At 38.1% G+C, this 18,876-nt stretch carries 16 protein-coding genes, 1 pseudogene and 1 other annotated feature; of the genes and pseudogenes, 8 read left to right on the top strand and 9 right to left on the bottom strand.

The window, feature by feature from the left end; genetic code table 11:
- The first annotated feature begins 206 nt into the window (after window positions 1-206).
- From ACEE75_RS03265 to ACEE75_RS03245, 5 genes and pseudogenes are all read left to right on the top strand, one after another.
- Window positions 207-1,160 (top strand): IS30 family transposase, encoded by a 954-nt coding sequence (locus tag ACEE75_RS03265; protein WP_172054378.1) that lies wholly within the window; start codon window positions 207-209, stop codon window positions 1,158-1,160.
- Window positions 1,161-1,285: 125 nt separating this feature from the next.
- Window positions 1,286-2,524 (top strand): extracellular solute-binding protein, encoded by a 1,239-nt coding sequence (locus ACEE75_RS03260; protein ID WP_447575316.1) that lies wholly within the window; start codon window positions 1,286-1,288, stop codon window positions 2,522-2,524.
- 132 nt (window positions 2,525-2,656) lie between these two features.
- On the top strand, window positions 2,657-4,018 hold the full coding sequence (locus ACEE75_RS03255; protein ID WP_447575315.1) for a carbohydrate ABC transporter permease: 1,362 nt from the start codon (window positions 2,657-2,659) through the stop codon (window positions 4,016-4,018).
- Window positions 4,018-4,854: a sugar ABC transporter permease gene (locus tag ACEE75_RS03250; protein ID WP_447575314.1), complete on the top strand. Its 837-nt coding sequence runs from the start codon at window positions 4,018-4,020 to the stop codon at window positions 4,852-4,854. The genes ACEE75_RS03255 and ACEE75_RS03250 overlap by 1 nt, the downstream gene beginning before the upstream one ends.
- A gap of 184 nt (window positions 4,855-5,038) precedes the next feature.
- Window positions 5,039-6,522, top strand: a pseudogene (locus ACEE75_RS03245) (IS1182 family transposase).
- On the opposite strand, the gene ACEE75_RS03240 reads toward ACEE75_RS03245, so the two are convergent.
- Together ACEE75_RS03240 and argF are read right to left on the bottom strand one after the other, a co-directional pair.
- Window positions 6,519-6,749 (bottom strand): DUF1797 family protein, encoded by a 231-nt coding sequence (locus ACEE75_RS03240; protein WP_354367471.1) that lies wholly within the window; start codon window positions 6,747-6,749, stop codon window positions 6,519-6,521. The pseudogene ACEE75_RS03245 and the gene ACEE75_RS03240 sit on opposite strands and share 4 nt — an antisense overlap.
- Before the next feature lie 83 nt (window positions 6,750-6,832).
- The gene (argF, locus tag ACEE75_RS03235; protein WP_447575510.1) at window positions 6,833-7,807 is read right to left on the bottom strand and encodes an ornithine carbamoyltransferase; all 975 of its coding nucleotides are present in this window, start codon (window positions 7,805-7,807) and stop codon (window positions 6,833-6,835) included.
- A gap of 199 nt (window positions 7,808-8,006) precedes the next feature.
- On the opposite strand from argF, the gene ACEE75_RS03230 reads away from it, so the two are divergent.
- The 3 genes from ACEE75_RS03230 (at window position 8,007) to ACEE75_RS03220 (ending at window position 11,153) form a co-directional block, all read left to right on the top strand.
- Window positions 8,007-10,253 (top strand): AAA family ATPase, encoded by a 2,247-nt coding sequence (locus ACEE75_RS03230; protein WP_447575511.1) that lies wholly within the window; start codon window positions 8,007-8,009, stop codon window positions 10,251-10,253.
- 98 nt (window positions 10,254-10,351) lie between these two features.
- The gene (locus tag ACEE75_RS03225; protein WP_427894744.1) at window positions 10,352-10,798 is read left to right on the top strand and encodes an NUDIX domain-containing protein; all 447 of its coding nucleotides are present in this window, start codon (window positions 10,352-10,354) and stop codon (window positions 10,796-10,798) included.
- A gap of 55 nt (window positions 10,799-10,853) precedes the next feature.
- Window positions 10,854-11,153: a DUF1827 family protein gene (locus ACEE75_RS03220; RefSeq protein ID WP_354369851.1), complete on the top strand. Its 300-nt coding sequence runs from the start codon at window positions 10,854-10,856 to the stop codon at window positions 11,151-11,153.
- A gap of 166 nt (window positions 11,154-11,319) precedes the next feature.
- On the opposite strand, the gene ileS is transcribed toward ACEE75_RS03220, so the two are convergent.
- From ileS to ftsZ, 7 genes are all read right to left on the bottom strand, one after another.
- Window positions 11,320-14,112, bottom strand: a complete 2,793-nt coding sequence (gene ileS, locus ACEE75_RS03215) for an isoleucine--tRNA ligase (protein WP_447575512.1) — start codon at window positions 14,110-14,112, stop codon at window positions 11,320-11,322.
- A gap of 34 nt (window positions 14,113-14,146) precedes the next feature.
- Window positions 14,147-14,363, bottom strand: a binding site (T-box leader).
- A complete protein-coding gene (locus tag ACEE75_RS03210; RefSeq protein WP_447575513.1) occupies window positions 14,353-15,207 on the bottom strand; it encodes a DivIVA domain-containing protein in 855 nt (284 codons plus the stop codon). Its footprint overlaps the feature before it by 11 nt.
- Window positions 15,208-15,225: 18 nt before the next feature.
- Complete coding sequence (locus ACEE75_RS03205) at window positions 15,226-16,002, bottom strand: YlmH family RNA-binding protein (protein WP_447575514.1); 777 nt, start codon at window positions 16,000-16,002, stop codon at window positions 15,226-15,228.
- Window positions 16,003-16,007: 5 nt separating this feature from the next.
- Entirely contained in the window at window positions 16,008-16,265 is a 258-nt protein-coding gene (locus ACEE75_RS03200; RefSeq protein ID WP_447575515.1) for a YggT family protein, read from the bottom strand.
- A gap of 3 nt (window positions 16,266-16,268) precedes the next feature.
- Window positions 16,269-16,901: a cell division protein SepF gene (locus ACEE75_RS03195; protein ID WP_447575516.1), complete on the bottom strand. Its 633-nt coding sequence runs from the start codon at window positions 16,899-16,901 to the stop codon at window positions 16,269-16,271.
- Between the two features lie 10 nt (window positions 16,902-16,911).
- A complete protein-coding gene (locus tag ACEE75_RS03190; RefSeq protein WP_447575517.1) occupies window positions 16,912-17,583 on the bottom strand; it encodes a YggS family pyridoxal phosphate-dependent enzyme in 672 nt (223 codons plus the stop codon).
- 2 nt (window positions 17,584-17,585) lie between these two features.
- Window positions 17,586-18,869 carry a cell division protein FtsZ gene (gene ftsZ / locus ACEE75_RS03185; protein ID WP_354369844.1) on the bottom strand — a complete coding sequence of 428 codons (1,284 nt, stop codon included), beginning with the start codon at window positions 18,867-18,869 and terminating at the stop codon, window positions 17,586-17,588.
- Window positions 18,870-18,876: the final 7 nt, after the last annotated feature.

The following is an 18,876-nucleotide window of genomic DNA, read 5'->3' as shown; positions in this document are numbered from 1 at the left end:
TCACTATGTTTGAGTAAGTTGATGATTTCATTTGATAACAGGCTTGAAGCTGTTAGGCTAGGTGCCCAAGGCTAATCATAGCCTTGGTTTAGCTGAAAAAACAGCTTCAAGGGTTCCTGTTGTCAAATGAAATCTGATGTAAGGTATAAGAAAACACCTCTGTGCTATACTTGTTGTTCACCACAAACACAAGGAAAGGCACAGAGATGCAAAAGTATTATACACCAAAAGGGAAACATTTGACAATAGATAACCGTCGCTTGATTGAGCGGTGGAAACTTGAAAATAAGTCCAATCGTGAAATTGCAGGCTTGCTTGGAAAGGCTCCTCAAACAATTCATAATGAAATCAAGCGTGGGACAACCTTACAACAAGTGCGAAAAGGGGTCTACAAGAAAGTTTATTCTGCTGATTATGCACAAACTGTTTACCAATCCAATCGAAAACGGTCGGTTAAAAAGATAATCCTAACGAAAGAAATGAAAGAGAAGATTTTACACTATCATAAGCAAAAATTTTCGCCTGAAATGATGGTTAAGAAGAAGCAAGTGAAAGTTGGTATTTCAACTATCTACTATTGGTTTCATAATGGTCATTTAGGTTTGACAAAAGCGGATATGCTTTATCCTAGAAAATGGAAAGCTGTCAAGAAGCAAGCCAGTCCGAACTTTAAGCCAGCTGGTAAATCAATTGAAGAGCGACCGGAGGTCATCAATCTTCGATTGGAAAACGGTCATTATGAAATTGATACAGTTCTACTAACCAGAGCGAAAAATCAGTGTCTTTTAGTCTTAACCGACCGACGAAGTAGACACCAAATCATAAGATTAATTCCAAATAAAACTGCTGAATCTGTCAATCAGGCACTTAGGTTACTAATAGCTGAGTATCATATTTTATCAATAACTGCAGATAATGGTTCGGAATTTAGTCGATTGGTTGAAGTGTTTCCTGAGGAACATATCTACTATGCACATCCCTACTCTTCATGGGAAAGAGGTTCAAATGAAAACCATAATCGATTGATTCGGAGATGGTTACCTAAAGGAACCAAGAAAACGACTCCGAAAGAAGTCGCTTTTATCGAAAATTGGATTAATAACTACCCTAAAAAATGCTTGGACTACAAGTCGCCAAGTGAATTTCTTTTGGGTGGCTAACTTCAACTTGAAATTTGGGTTTTAAAAAAAAATAAAAAAATATTGCAAAAGTACTTGATTTTTTTTGCAAACGATTGCATAATAGTCTTGTAAATAAATTATATCCCATTTTGGAGGAGAAAAGTATGAAATCTTGGAAAAAAGTGCTTGTAAGCACAGCTGTTCTTTCACTTGCTGCTGGTGCAGCTCTTGTTGCTAATGCTCCTAAAGCTGAGGCTGCAGATACAACTACTATCAAACTTTGGGTTCCAACTGGAGCTAAAAAATCTTATCAAGATACTGTTAAGCAGTTTGAAAAAGAAAATAAAGGAATCAAAGTTAAGATTATCGAATCAAATGATTCCAAAGCACAAGAAAACGTGAAAAAAGATCCTTCTAAAGCTGCTGATGTTTTCTCACTACCACACGATCAACTTGGACAACTCGTTGAATCTGGCGTTATCCAAGAAATCCCAGAACAATACGCTGAAGCTATCGAGAAAAATGATACAGAACAAGCCCTTCTTGGTGCGCAATACAAAGGAAAAACTTATGCGTTCCCATTTGGTGTTGAATCACAAGTTCTCTTCTACAACAAAACAAAACTTTCTGAAGAAGATGTAAAATCATACGAAACCATTACATCTAAAGCAACATTTGGTGCAACCTTTAAACAAATGAATGCCTATGTCACAGGGCCACTCTTCATGTCTGTAGGTGATACTCTATTTGGTGAATCTGGTGAAGATCCAAAAGGAACAAACTGGGGTAATGAAGCAGGTGTTTCTGTTCTCAAATGGATTGCTGCTCAAAAAGACAACTCTGGTTTTGTTAACCTTGATGCTAACAACGTTATGTCTAAATTTGGTGATGGATCTGTTGCTGCTATCGAATCAGGTCCATGGGATTATGATGCTGCTGTCAAAGCCGTTGGTGCTGAAAACCTCGGTGTTGCTGTTTATCCAAAAATTACTATCGGTGATAAAGAAGTCCAACAAAAAGCCTTCCTTGGTGTGAAACTCTACGCCGTTAACCAAGCGCCTGCTGGAACAGACACAAAACGTATCGCAGCTAGCTATAAACTTGCAGCAGCCTTAACAAGTGCAGAAAGCCAAAAAAATCAGTTTGAAACACGTAACATTGTCCCTTCAAACAAAGAAGTACAAGAATCAAGTGACGTTCAAAACAATATCCTAGCTCAAGCTGTAACACAAATGGCATCATCTTCAGACTACACAGTTGTTATGCCTAAACTTAGTCAAATGTCAACATTCTGGACAGAAAGTGCAGCTATCCTAAGCGATACTTACAATGGTAAAATTAAAGAAAGCAACTACCTCGATAAACTTAAACAATTCGATGAAGATATTGCTAATACAAAATAATCTTGTAAGTTGGTGAGGGGAGTGATCTCCTCACCGATTTTATTTATTGGTTAGTAGCCAATGTCTTCTAAGATTCTCACTATTTGATGATTTTAGAAGACATTAACTACTAATTATCATTTGGAGGCATAAATGAATAATAATTATCTATTTGATTCTGTTTCTGTCAAAGAAGCCTTTCAAAAAGGTGGACTAGAAACCAAGTTATCTTTTCTTGTGATGGGATTTGCTAACTTTGCTAATAAGCAAATTGTGAAAGGAAGTTTATTCTTATCTAGCCAAATCTTGTTTCTTATCGCTTTCTTTAGCCAAATTATTCCAAGTATCAAAGGTCTGATCACCCTTGGTACAAAATCTCAAGGAATGGTCACAAAAGAAATCGATGGGATTAAAATGCAAGTTGCCGTAGAAGGTGACAACTCCATGCTCCTTCTCATTTTTGGGCTGGCATCACTCATCTTTTGTGCAATATTTGCGTACATTTACTGGTGTAACTTAAAGAGTGCGCGCAATCTCTATGTCTTAAAACGCGAAGGAGAGCCTGCACCAAGCTTCAAAGAGGATCTTAAAACGTTAGCCAATGGACGTTTCCATATGACCTTAATGGCTATTCCTCTTTTAGGGGTCTTGCTCTTTACCATCCTCCCTCTTATTTATATGGTCACTCTTGCCTTTACCAATTATGACCACAATCACCTCCCACCTAAATCACTTTTTGATTGGGTCGGATTAACCAATTTCGGAAATATCTTTACTGGCCGTATGGCTGGAACCTTCTTCCCAGTTTTATCTTGGACTTTAATTTGGGCAGTATTTGCTACCGTTACGAACTTCTTTTTTGGTATCGTTTTAGCTCTTCTTATTAACACTAAAGGGCTCAAAGGGAAAAAAGTATGGCGAACCATTTTTGTTATCACCATGGCAGTGCCCCAATTCATCTCACTCTTAATCATGCGTAACCTTCTTAACGATGAAGGACCACTTAATGCACTGTTGATGAATATGGGCTTGATTAAACACGCGCTTCCATTTCTCTCAGACCCAATTTGGGCTAAATTCTCTATCATTTTTGTCAATATGTGGGTCGGAATCCCAGTTACTATGTTAGTTGCTACGGGGATCATCATGAACCTTCCTAGCGAACAAATTGAAGCTGCTGAAATTGATGGGGCAAGCAAATTCCAAATCTTTAAATCCATCACTTTCCCTCAAATTCTGTTGATCATGACACCAACGCTCATCCAACAATTTATCGGAAACATCAACAACTTCAACGTCATCTACCTTCTTACACAAGGTGGACCAACTAACTCTGAATACTACCAAGCAGGTTCAACTGATCTTTTAGTAACTTGGTTGTATAACCTGACCGTCACTGCTGCTGATTACAACATCGCCTCAGTTGTCGGAATCCTCATCTTTGTTCTATCTGCTATCTTCAGTCTTTTAGCTTATACTAGAACAGCATCTTACAAAGAAGGAGTAGCCAAATAATGCAAAATAAAAAACGATTAAATTTAGCTTTTGTTTATACACTTCTAACAGTCTTATCCATCATTTGGCTTTTTCCGATTGTATGGGTAGTTTTGACCAGTTTTCGTGGTGAAGGAACAGCTTATGTCCCTTACTTCATCCCTAAAACCTTTACTTTAGATAACTACGTTCAACTCTTTACAGATAGCTCTTTTCCTTTTGGACGTTGGTTCTTAAATACCTTTATCGTTGCCTTAGCTAGTTGTGTTATTTCAACATTTATTACTGTTGCTATGGCCTACTCTCTTAGTCGAATCAAATTTAAACACAGAAATGGCTTTTTAAAGCTAGCTCTTGTACTTAATATGTTCCCTGGCTTTATGAGTATGATTGCTGTCTATTATATTTTAAAAGCCCTTAACCTTGACCAAACTTTAACAGCCTTAGTTCTTGTTTACTCTTCAGGAGCAGCTTTAGGCTTCTATATTGCAAAAGGTTTCTTTGACACCATCCCCTACTCACTGGATGAGTCAGCAATGATCGATGGGGCAACACGTCTTGACATTTTCTTCAAGATTACACTACCACTCTCAAAACCAATTATTGTTTACACTGCTTTGATGGCCTTTATCGCACCTTGGATGGACTTCATTTTTGCTAAAGTTATTCTTGGCGATGCTACTAATAAATACACCGTTGCTATTGGACTCTTCTCCATGTTGCAACAAGATACCATCAATGACTGGTTTATGTCCTTTACCGCAGGATCTGTTCTTATCGCTATTCCAATCACCTTGCTATTTATGTTCATGCAAAAATACTACGTTGAAGGCATTACAGGTGGTTCTGTTAAATAAAATCATAAGGCTTGGAAAATTCCAAGCCTTTATCCTATTAAGATATAGAAAAAGTCCCAGAGCTAGCTCTGGGACTTTCAGAATGAAGACAAAGTCGTTAGAATTTTAATTCTAACGGCTTTTTCATGCGTAAAGTAATATAATAGAGATAGGAATCCAGTTAATAAGTAGAGGGAGAATCGCTATGTTACACAAAGAAAACCCAGACTACAATCGCGGTCAATTTGGTTTCTACAGTTTAGATGACCTTGTTCCTCAAAATCATCTCCTTCGTCAAATAGAGGAAGCTATTGACTTTTCCTTTATCTATGACTTAGTCGCAGATAGCTATAGCGATGAAACAGGGCGTCCTAGTCTTGACCCTGTTCTGCTCATTAAAATTCCAATCCTTCAGTGTCTCTTCGGTATTCGCTCCATGCGTCAAACCATTAAGGAAATTGAAGTAAACACTGCCTACCGTTGGTTTCTTGGTCTTCGACTGGATGATAAGGTGCCTCATTTCACTACCTACGGAAAGAATTATGTCCGTCGTTTCCAAGATAGACAGGTTATTGAAGGCATTTTCACCCATATCTTAGGTCTCTGTGTCAATGCAGGCTTCATAGATCCAACAGAAATTTTCATTGACGGTACCCATATCAAGGCTGCGGCGAATAACCGTAAATTCATCAACCGCGAAGTCGAAAAGCAAGCCAAGTTTATGAGTGAGCAACTAGAAATTGAAATCAATAGAGACAGAGTGAAGCACGCAAAAAAGCCGCTAGGGCCCGCAAAAGAGCCGGAGCCCGTCGCTAAGAAAATTTCTACAACCGACCCTGAAAGTGGTTGGTTTCATAAGGGGGACCATAAGGAAGTATTCGCTTATACAGCTCAGGTTGCTTGTGATAAGCATGGTTGGGCTGTGGCTTATAGCGTGGAGGATGGCAATGTCCATGACAGCCAGGCCTTTCCTGCACTCTTCGCTAAACTCCAGCCCTTTCAACCTAGCTTTCTCATTGCCGATTCTGGCTATAAGACCCCAAGTATCGCTCGCTTCCTCCTAGAACAAGAGATTACGCCAGTTTCCCCTTATACACGACCGAAAGGAAAGAAGGGAAAACTGCGCTCGAAGGATTTTGTTTATGATGAATACTATGACTGTTATATCTGTCCTGAGAATCAGGTCTTAACCTACCGCACTACAACCAGGGAAGGTTATCGGGAATATAAGAGTGATCCAGCTATCTGTGCTACTTGTCCACTCTTATCCATTTGTACAGAGAGCAAGAACAAGCAGAAAGTGGTAACTCGACACATTTGGAAAGAGGCTTTAGAAACCTGTGAAGAGATTCGGCACAAGAAAGGCATGAAGGAGCTCTACCAGAAGCGGAAAGAAACCATTGAACGTCTCTTTGGGACGGCCAAAGAGTACCACAATCTTCGTTATACAAGAGAGAAAGGCAAGTCCAAAATGGAAGATAAAGTTGGACTGACTTTGGCGTGTTTAAATCTAAAGAAATTGGTAAGAATGAGGGCAGGGAAGCCTTTTTATTTTGCACAAATAACTACTATGCTGGCAAAAAGACGGACTATCAGACCAATAAACAGAAAAAGACAAACATCAATCGAGATGTTTGTCTTCAGTCTGAAAGTCCCAGAGCTAGCTCTGGGACTTTTTCTATATCTTAATAAAGTAGGTCATAAATTTCCATAGCAATTAAATCAATGCTATCAAATGTGTAAGATTCACGCGCTTCCATATCACGAAGGGTAAACACTGGTCCATTTTCTGGATCATTGTTAAATGCAACCTCTGCGACAACAACACCATCACGCTCAAAATTGCGTTTCAAGTTTCCGCCATCTGTCGCCATTAATTCAAGGCGGTTAATAATTCTCACTAAATGTGATTCCATCTTATCTTTTCTCCTCTAATCGTTTTATAGACAACTCTATTTTATCATAAAACTAGGGATTCTAACAAGCAAAGCCCTTATTTTTAGCTATTTTTTAGTGTTTCATGCATAATAGCCTTAATCGAGTGCATGCGATTTTCTGCTTCTTGGAAGATATATGGACTGTAAGTTTTAAAAACGTCATCTGTTATCTCTAAAGCCTCATACCCATATTTGTCATAAAGTTCTTGACCAATCTGCGTCTTAGTATCATGAAAAGCTGGCAAACAATGTAAAACAATAGCGTCTTTGTTCTCTACTTTTTCTAAAAGCTCAGCGTTGATCTGGTAAGGCATCAGCAAATCAATACGCTCCTTAAAGTCCACCTCTTCTCCCATGGATACCCAGACATCAGTATAGAGAATATCAGCTCCCTTAACCGCTTCAACATCATCTGTAACCGTGATCTGTCCCCCTGTTTGGTGTTGTTTGGCAATAGCAAGAACTTCCCTATCAGGCTGTAGACTCTTAGGGGCAATGATAGAAATATCTAGACCTAGCTTGGCTGCAGTGACCAAAAGCGAATTAGCCATATTATTACGTCCATCTCCCAAATAAGCCAAATGCAAGCCTTCCAAATGCCCAAAGACCTCTTTAATGGTTAAAAAATCAGCAATCATCTGTGTAGGATGCCACTCATCTGTCAGACCATTCCAAACAGGTACACCTGAGTATTGAGCCAGCGTTTCAACATCCTCTTGTTTAAACCCACGATATTCAATCCCATCAAACATAGACCCTAAAACCTTAGCCGTATCTTCAACAGACTCCTTTTGACCCAATTGAATCTCCCCTGCTCCTAAATAAGTGACAGCCATTCCCAAATCCTGACCTGCCACCGTAAAGGCAGAGCGTGTACGGGTTGAAGCCTTTTCAAAAATCAAAGCAATGTTCAAGCCCTCATGGTAACGATGAGGAACCTTATTTTTTTTGAGTTGTTTAAATTCCTCAGACTTTTTGATGAAATGCAATAATTCTTCTTTTGTAAAATCAATCTCTTTTAAAAATGACTGTGCCATTGGTTTACCTCTTTTTTGTATTTTTATACTATTTTAGTATAATTATTCATAAATGTAAACTTTATTTTTATAATTTTATAAAATCATGCTCAAAAATTGTCTTTTAACAGCTTTAGTGCTATAATGAACTTATATTTGACCAAGTTTGACCAAAAAAAGTCATCTGGTCTGAAATCTAGATAGAAATCGAGGAAAAGATATGCTGTGTCAAAATTGCAAAATGAATGATTCTACCATTCACCTCTATACAAATATTAACGGACAACAAAAACAAATTGACCTCTGTCAAAATTGTTACCAAATTATGAAGACCGATCCCAGCCAAACGATTTTAGGCGGACTAAATGGACAAACAGCCCAAGATAGTATGGATCCGTTTTTTGATGATTTCTTTGGAGATTTAAATAATTTTAGAGCCTTTAATACTCCTAATCGCCCTAAAACTCCCGACACGCAAGCTGGTCAAAGAGGACCTGGTGGTGGGAATGGCGGTTTTACCAATGGTCCCCGTCCTAACTCACAACCTCAAGAAAAAGGCCTGCTAGACGAATTTGGAATTGATGTCACAGAGATTGCTCGTAAAGGTAATATTGATCCTGTTATTGGACGTGACGAGGAGATTATTCGTGTCATTGAAATTTTAAACCGTCGTACTAAAAATAACCCTGTTCTCATTGGAGAACCTGGTGTTGGGAAGACGGCTGTTGTTGAAGGATTAGCTCAAAAGATTATCGATGGTGATGTTCCTCAAAAACTTCAAGCTAAAAAAGTGATTCGTTTGGATGTCGTTAGTTTAGTTCAAGGAACAGGTATTCGTGGACAATTTGAAGAGCGCATGCAAAAATTAATGGATGAGATTCGTCGCCGTCAAGATGTTATCCTCTTTATTGATGAAATCCATGAAATTGTTGGAGCAGGGGGTACAAGCGAAGGTAATATGGATGCCGGTAACATTTTAAAACCTGCTTTAGCTCGTGGTGAGCTTCAAATGGTGGGAGCAACTACTCTCAATGAATACCGCATCATTGAAAAAGACGCTGCACTGGAACGACGTATGCAGCCTGTAAAAGTAGATGAACCAAGTGTTGAAGAAACTATTACAATTTTAAAAGGCATTCAAAAAAAATACGAAGATTATCACCATGTTAAGTACACTGACGAGGCCATTCAAGCTGCTGCTATTCTTTCAAACCGCTACATTCAAGACCGCTTCTTACCAGATAAAGCTATCGACCTATTAGATGAAGCTGGCTCAAAATTAAACTTGACCCTTAATTTTGTGGACCCTAAAGAAATCGATCAACGTTTAATTGAAGCTGAAAATCTTAAAGCTCAAGCAACACGTGATGAAGATTATGAGCGTGCAGCTTACTTCCGTGATCAAATTGCCAAGTATAAAGAACTACAAAATGCTAAAATTGACGAACAAGATGTTCCTATTATTACAGAAAAAACTATCGAAGCCATTGTAGAGCAAAAAACGAATATCCCTGTTGGTGATCTTAAGGAAAAAGAACAAACTCAGTTGGTCAATCTGGCAGAAGATTTGAAAGCTCACGTCATCGGTCAAGATACCGCCGTTGATAAAATTGCAAAAGCCATCCGTCGTAATCGTGTTGGACTAGGTTCTCCTAATCGTCCTATTGGTAGTTTCCTTTTTGTAGGACCAACTGGAGTTGGAAAAACTGAGCTTTCCAAACAGCTCGCAATTGAGCTATTTGGTTCTGCTGATAGCATGATTCGTTTTGACATGAGTGAATATATGGAAAAACATGCTGTTGCCAAACTGGTTGGAGCTCCTCCTGGTTATGTTGGTTATGATGAAGCAGGACAATTAACTGAAAAAGTTCGCCGCAATCCATATTCTCTCATCTTACTTGACGAGGTTGAAAAAGCACATCCTGATGTGATGCACATGTTTTTACAAGTCTTGGATGATGGCCGTTTAACAGACGGTCAAGGACGAACAGTAAGCTTCAAGGATACCATTATTATTATGACCTCAAACGCTGGAACAGGCAAAGTTGAAGCATCTGTTGGATTTGGAGCCGCACGCGAAGGACGAACTAGCTCTGTGATGAACCAACTAGGTGATTTCTTTAGTCCAGAATTTATGAACCGCTTTGATGGGATTATTGAATTTCAACCTCTCAGCAAAGACAATTTACTGCAAATTGTTGATCTTATGCTAGCTAATGTCAATGAGCGTTTATCAGCTAACGATATTCATCTTGAAGTGACCGATAAAGTAAAAGAAAAGCTAGTTGATCTCGGCTATGATCCTAAAATGGGAGCAAGACCACTCCGTCGTACCATTCAGGATCATATTGAAGATGCTATTACTGACTTCTACCTTGAAAATCCTAGTGAAAGACAACTCAAAGCCGTGATGACCAGCAATGGGCATATTATGATTAAATCTTCTAAAAAATCTGAAGATAACTAAAAAGAGTAAGATTTTTCTTACTCTTTTTTCAATTTTCAAACAATTTCATTAGGCAAGCGCTAACTTTTATAGTATAATACTGTGAAAGGAGAATTATCATGAATCCAACTTTCGGTGAAAAAATTGAGCAGGTCAGTTATCATAACCGCTATGGTGTTTATGCGGTCATTCCCAACCTAACTAAAGATCAGATTATTTTAGTTCAAGCTCCTAACGGTGCCTGGTTTCTACCTGGAGGCGAAATCGAAGAAAATGAAGATCATTTTTCAGCCCTTGAACGTGAATTACTTGAAGAACTTGGTTTTTCAGCAACTCTTGGACAATATTATGGACAAGCTGACGAGTATTTTTACTCTAGCCATCGTGATAAATATTTTTACAATCCTGCATACATCTATGAGGTCACTTCTTTTAAAGAAATTAGTCAACCACTTGAGGATTTTAACCATATTGCTTGGTTTCCAGTTGATACGGCTATTGAAAAACTCAAGCGAGGAAGTCATAAATGGGGTATCGAAATGTGGAAAAAATCACAGCAAGACTAGTCTCACTCCTAGTTTAGTGCTATAATAGACCTATAAGAAATTGAGGAGGAAAATTATGAAATTAATCAATACAACTCGTAGCCACTCAGCTTTGGTTCGTAGTCAACTGGAAAATACTGATGCTACACTAGTGGAAACTTACTCTGCTGGTAACACAGATGTCATTTTTACACAAGCTCCTAAACACTATGAGTTAGTGATCACCAACAAGCACCGCGCCATTAAAGAAAATGAACTTGAAACAATTCGTGAATTTTTCCTCAAGCGTAAAATCGACAAAACTAGCATTCTACAAGAACAAATCAAAACAATCCACACTTCTAATTTAATTGAAATTTCCATCCCTATTATTTAAAAGCTGGTTTATCCAGTTTTTTTACAATAAAAGACTACTGACTTGATTCTTTTTACAAATATACTTCGATCTAAATAGAGATAGATAAGTTCCCTAAAAGGACATACCTTATCTTTTAATATAAAAAACGAGATTGCGTTTTACACTCAATCTCATTTTTTTATACTTATTTTTCTTCAAATCCTTCAGCTACTGCTTGAGGGAAATTTTCTTCTACTACTGTAGCACAGTGATCACAGATAAGAGCTTTATAAGGACGTTCAGTCACACTGGTATCGATGCGACGGCAACGGTCACAAACTTCACCAGATGCTCTTTCAACAGTAAAGGCAAGGTCTTCAATCACTGTTGCTTCTGCTGGAGCCTTATCTTCTAAGACTGTTAGATCAGAAACAATCAATAATTGTGCGATATCTGCTTCTAGTGAATCTAATAGAGCTTTTGTTTCTGCGTTCACATAGACAGTCAAATGCGCTTCCAGTGACTTACCAATAACTTTTTCGTTACGTGCTTCTTCCAAAGCTTTTTGCGTTTGCGTACGGAAGTTCATGAAAGCTTCCCATTTTTCAAGTAAGTCTGCCTCATTTGCAAAAGTTTCTACTTCTGGAATTTCGGCTAATTGGACAAACTCCTCTTCTTCATGCTCAAGATAAGACCAGATTTCCTCTGATGTATGTGGAAGGATTGGGGTCAATAGTTTTGTGATTTTCACAAGGATGTCATAAAATACTGTTTGCATTTGACGACGTGCTACAGCATTTGCCCCTTCAATGTAAACAACATCTTTTGCAAAATCAAGATAAAAGGCTGATAAATCAAGAGTCACAAAATTTACAACGGCCTTATAGATAGCCATAAAGTCATAGTTCTCATAGGCTTTTCGAATTTGTCCAACTAATTTGTTAAACTTAACCATTGTGAATTGATCAACTGATCGAAGATTCTCATAAGTCACTTTATCCGTTGCTGGATTAAAATCAGAGGTATTGGCAATCAAGAAACGTAAAGTATTACGGATTTTACGATAAGTTTCTGACACTTGTGATAAGATCTCCATTGATACACGAACATCATTTGATGTATCTACAGAAGTTACCCATAAACGTAAGATTTCTGCTCCAAATTGCTTTTCAACATCACTTGGCAAAATGGTATTACCTAGTGATTTAGACATTTTAAGTCCTTTACCATCAAGAACAAAACCTTGAGATAACACAGCCTTATATGGTGCATGCCCATTAACAGCAACAGAAGTAATCAGAGAGGAATTAAACCAGCCGCGATATTGATCTGATCCTTCAAGATAAAGATCAGCTGGGTAAGAGAGATGATCACGAGCATTCATCACACCATTCCATGAGCTACCTGAATCAAACCAAACATCCATAATATCTGTTTCTTTGGTGAATTCTCCATTAGGAGAGCCTGGATGAGTAAATCCTTCAGGAAGAAGTTCTTTAGCATCACGTTGCCACCAAACAATTGAACCATACTCTTCAAAAAGATTAGCGATATGATCGGTTACTTCTTTAGTTAGAATAGCTGTTCCATCCTCAGCATAGAAAATTGGCAGTGGGACACCCCAAGCACGTTGACGTGAAATAACCCAATCACCACGATCACGAATCATATTATAAAGACGTGTTTTTCCCCATCCTGGATAAAAGTTTGTTGCATCAATTTCATCTAGGATCTCTTGACGGAATTGAGAAACTGAAGCAAACCATTGTGGAACAGCACGCCAAATAATTGGCTTTTTAGTACGCCAATCAAATGGATAAGAGTGGTTAATGACCTCACTGGCAAGAAGTAAATCTCCCAACTTCTCCTTAACAGTAGGAACAACCTTATCATAAAATTGCCCAGCCAAATCTGGACCTGCGTTTTCCATCATGATCCCACGACTATCAACTGTAACTGCAACTTCTAAATTATACTTGATACCAACATTGTAGTCATCCTCACCAAAACCTGGCGCCGTATGAACGATACCTGTACCAGAATCTGTGGTAACATGATCACCTAAGATAACTAATTCTTCAACTTCTGTATCCCAAGGGTGTTCTGTTACAATGTATTCTAATTCAGCCCCCTTATAAGTAGCAATGATTTCAAATTGTTCCCAACCAAATTTAGTAGCTAATTGATCTACTAAAGCTTCTGCTACCACATACTGACGATCTTGTCCATTTGGTTTCACAGAAACATAAGTCATATCAGGTCCAACTGTCAAACCACGAGAGGCTGTGATGGTAAATGGTGTCGTCGTCCATACTACAATATAAGTCCCCTGATCAAGAATTCCTTTACCGTCTTTAACTTTGTTCGCATAGTAAAGTGAGGTGGAATCAATGTCATGGTATTCAATCTCAGCTTCTGCAAGAGCTGATTCAGATGACCATGACCAATAAACTGGCTTAGCCCCACGATAAATATAGCCTTTATCTGCCATAGCTCCGAAGACACGGATTTGAGCTGCCTCATAATCTTTTGTTAAGGTAATATAAGGATTTTCCCAGTCCCCAAGGACACCTAAGCGTTTGAAATCTGTACGCTGTTTATCAACTTGGCTTAGGGCATAATCCTTACACATTTCAAGATAAGCCACTAAATCCATCTCTTTACGCTTAACACCTTGTTTAGCTAAGACCTGTTCAATCGGAAGACCGTGAGTATCCCATCCTGGAACATAAGGAGCACGGAATCCCATCATCGATTTAGAACGGATTATAATATCTTTAGAAATTTTATTCAAGGCATGACCAACATGAATATTACCATTCGCATATGGAGGGCCATCATGTAAATGAAAGGCTGGTTTTCCTTCATTAAGTTCTTGGCGACGGGCATAAATATTCGCTTCATCCCAAGCCGCTTGCCATTGTGGCTCTTTATTAGGTAATCCAGCTCGCATTGGAAAAGCCGTTTTTCCAAGATTCAGTGTTTCTTTTAATTTCATATCTACCTCTCAATATATAAAAAGAGCTTTCCTCAAAAAGGACGAAAGCTCGTGGTACCACCTTAGTTTGGACTCCTACTATGAAAAGTCCCTCTTATTGCTCTTAAGGCGAGCTCACCTTTTATCCTACTGTCCTTCAGATAAAATACTAACAAAGCGATGATAACAGATACAGAGATTGTAGGGCTCACACCATCTCCTACTCGCTAAAAATATGTATCTGATACCGTATTTTTGTTATTAGTCTTGATTAAAATTGATTTTAAAAGTTTGTGTATCCCCCAAATTAGGTTCTGTTGGCTCCACATCATCAAAGGTAATAAATGACTCAGAAGGAATTTCAGTCACAACTTGTTCTGATACTTCCTCTTGGATAGCCTGTGACTCTAATTCAGCATGTGCTTCTTCTTTTAAAGCCATTTCAACTTTTTGATTGCTTTCTGCAACACGACGTTGAAGTTCTTCCATCTCTTCTGCTGTAAACTGACGAGTAGCATCAAAGGATTCAAAATCAGAAGTCTCATCTAAAACATGCTCATCTAAAACTTTTTCTACCACTTCTCTAAAAGCAGCATCTGAATTTTGTAAATAGACAGCTGTTGGCTTCAATAACTCTGCCCACTCTGGAGCATTGATTAAGCCAAGTTGACCTTCTACTGAAGCAAGTAAACGTTGATGGAAAACACGACTTTGACGCTTCAAATCCTCAGTTTCTACAGCAATACGTTTTGCCTCATCTGTAGCATCACGTAAAATTTCATTAGCTTTAAGTTTTGCTTCATCGACCAAACGTGTTGATTCATAATTTGCTTTATTCAACATATTTTCTGACTCAATCAAAGCTGATGACTTCACTTTCTCTGCTGTTTCTTGAGCTAGAATAACTGACTGGCTCAATGATTCTTTCATATCATCAAAATAAAGAATCTTTTCTTCTAAACTTTTAATACGATCAGCCTGTTCACGATTTTTGCGAACCAATTCCTCAAAATCATCAACTAAAATATCTAAAAATTCTTCAACTTCTTCAACATTATAACCACGAAATTTGGTCGTAAAGGTTTTATCTTTAATATCTACTGCTGTAATTGCCATGCTTGTCTCCTTATTATTTTAGGTTTTTTCTATTCTAATTTTATGTTTACCGCTTTTTGTCAATCCTAAATCAGACGTTAAATAAAATCGTCCAAAACCTCTGACGCTAATCAAATCACCAATGCTCAACATGACAGAAGGTTTGGTCATAACACGATAATTTAGTTTCACTTTTTCAGTTGTAATCAATTTTAAGGCCTGACTACGTGATAATTTTAATATGCTTGCTAAGACTTTGTCAAGTCTTAAACTAGACAAAATCAGATCTTTAGTATCTCTTTCTTCATGAGATACAATAGACTTACCGTAATCAACTTCATTTAACTGAACAGATACTTTAGAAATCTTAGTCATTTCAGAGATAAAATGGCTAGACAATCTTTGATCTACAAACACTTGTGCCCTGCCATCTTCGACTAAAATATCACCAAAAACTGTTCGTTTCACGCCCATCTGATGTAATAATGCTCCTAGAATTTGACGATGTTCTAATTGATTGAATTTATTTGCATATTTAATCTCCAACAGAGAGATTTCAAAATCTTTTTCCTCTAAAATATAGTAGTCAGGTGCAACAATGACACGAGCATATTCTCGTGTCATATATTGATTTGATGAAAAACATTTTAATCCTGATCTGTTAGCAAGTGCTTGATAAATTTCGACCTGCCTAGGATTGATAAAAGATGTCAATAACAAACTGTAGTGCGTTTCAACAAAACGAATATCATTTTCTACTTTTTCAACGAAAGCTAGCTCATCTTTACTAAAATGTTGGGTTAGTGAGTGTTCCATTCTATCTATACCAACACCATAATCAAGAGTCGTCCTAGAAAATTCAACAAAAATAGTGCTACTAAAATTGTAAAATCCAAACCAGCAAACTGCAAATTTAATCTCCTAAGAGGTGCTATAACGGGAGAAACCATGTTTTCTAGCCATCTTCCAACTCCAGAAGAAGATGCACCTGGAAACCAAGAGAGTAAAGCATAAGCAACCAGTAAAAAGGAATAAACATCTAGCAAACGTAATAATACATATATTAAATATCCAAACATATTTTATCGACGCTTCATATCATAATCAAAATTATAGTCTTGAGCATTTGAAGATAAGGTAATATCTTCAGCCTCAACAACAACATTATTTGGGGTTAACAAATACATTGATGAACCAACTTTTTGTAAAGTCCCCCCTAAAACATGACTAGCTCCATCAATAAAGTCTAAGCATCGTCTGGCTTGTGCATCTAACATATATTGAAAATCAATTAAAACGCACTCTTGAGAGGCTAGTAAATCTACAATCTCCGTAGCATCTTCATATTTTTTAGGATATTTTATTGCAATCGTAATCATTTCTTTTTGTGTCAAATAGTTATCAGATCCTTGGTTAGGATAGCTAGAGGGTTGCGATTCTCTTGTTCGATAAGAACTTGGTTGTTCATGAGAGGGGAGTTGACGAGCAGTTGCCGCAACAGTTTGAGGTCTCTCTGCTGGTCTTTGCCTCTGATTTTCCGTCTTGACTGGTTGCTCCCTCTTTGGAGGCAACTCTTGTCTAACTTCAGGTATAGAAGGCTCCTCTTTCACTCTTAGAGAATCTGGTAAAGCGGTATCAGATGATTCCTCTAATTCATTTTCTTCGTCTGTTTCAAAGTAAGAAACAATTCTATTTAGTCCATTTTTAAATATCATGATCTCTCCATTATTCAAAAAATGCTGTCCCTACTCTAACAAAAGTTGCACCATTTTTAATAGCAATAGGGTAATCTCGTGTCATCCCCATACTCAATTCTGTCAAAGGCATATTAGGAAATTTGAGTGAAGCCAATCGGCAACGTAAAGATTCTGTCTTTGAAAAAATCTCTTGTAATTGCTTATCGTCCGCATCAAATGGGGCCATGGTCATCAAACCAACCAGCTCAATATGTTTTAACTCTTGTAATTCTTCCAAAACAGAAGTAACCTCTGTCGTAGAAAAGCCATGCTTACTTTCTTCACCAGATACATTGACTTGCAAGAAACACTTTATTGTATGTTCGGCACGCTTATCAATTTCTCTTGCCAGCTTGACGGAATCTAGAGCATGAAAATAATCTACCAAATTGATAACATCTTTAACTTTTCTGCGTTGGAGAGTCCCGATAAAATGCCATACCACGTCATCATCATTTAGAACTTGATATTTCTCTAGAAATTTATCGGCACGATTTTCACCAATATGTCGAATACCTGTAGATAAAACTTGACGCGTGGCAGCAATATCAACATATTTTGTCACTGCAATAACCTTTACAGATTCTGGAGAGCGTTTCGCCTCCAAACACGCAGCTGCAACAGCATTTTCTATATTTTTTTTATTTTGATTTAGATCCATTATTAACGATTTTTAAAGAAAGGCGGTGTTTCTAATTCATCATCTACTTCTGGCTTGCTTGAGAACGTTGAAACTTTTAGCTGACTATCTAACTCTCCCTCAGTTGGGCGTTTGATGTTATCACGTCTTAAATCCCAATTACCAAATGATGATGGCTGTGATTGATTATTAAAATCTTGATAAGCTGAACCTTGTGTTGGCACTTCTACACCACTTGACAGGTCAAAATCATAATTTGGACGACGATTAAAACCTGTTTGAGGCTGAGAATCAGAAGACTCTGATTGTGTTTGACGTACAGGACGAACACCTACTGCGCCAGCTGCTTTTTCTTGGCCAACTCCAGTTGCCACAACAGTAACACGGATTTCATCTTTCATACTGTCATCAATCGAAGTTCCTAACCAAATGTTAACACCATGTCCAGCTGCCTGACTAACAATTTCTGAAGCTTCTTCTGCCTCAATCAATGTCATATCAAGACCACCTGTCACGTTAACGATAACATCTTCGGCACCATCAATAGTTGTTTCAAGTAATGGAGAATAAATTGCCTTACGCGCAGCTTCTACCACACGCTCCTCACCTGAACCAATCCCGATTCCCATAAGTGCATTACCTTTACTTGCCATAACAGTTTTCACATCAGCAAAGTCAAGGTTAATCAGCCCTGGACTAGTAATCAAGTCGGTAATCCCTTGAACACCTTGTCTAAGAACGTTATCAGCTTCACTCAAAGCCTCAAGAAGTGGTGTCTTTTTATCAACAATTTCAAGGAGATTATTATTTGAAATAATCAATAAAGTATCAACTTGTTCACGCAGCTCAGAAATCCCTTCAACTGCAAAGTTACCACGTTTATTCCCTTCAAAACCAAATGGTCGTGTCACAACAGCAACTGTTAAGGCCCCTAGACTTTTAGCAATACGAGCAATTACTGGAGCAGCTCCTGTACCTGATCCGCCCCCCATGCCTGCTGTGATGAAGACCATATCTGCACCAGTTAATGCTTCAGTCAATGCCTCTTCACTTTCCTCAGCTGCTTTACGACCAACTTCAGGTTGACCTCCAGCACCTAAACCACGGGTTAATTTAGGACCTAACTGAATGACTGTTTCTGCTTTTGAACTACTTAAGGCTTGAATATCTGTGTTAGCTGCAATAAATTCTACGCCTGCTACACCTTCTTCAATCATGCGGTTGATAGCGTTTCCTCCGCCACCTCCTACACCGATAACTTTAATAACTGCACCTTGTACTGATGCCGCATCGAATGAAAATGCCATTTTTTAT

This window comes from Streptococcus sp. 11273D007BT, from assembly GCF_053547195.1.
The sequence above is the reverse complement of the archived record's forward strand: the minus strand, read 5'-3'. Positions and strand labels throughout refer to the sequence as shown.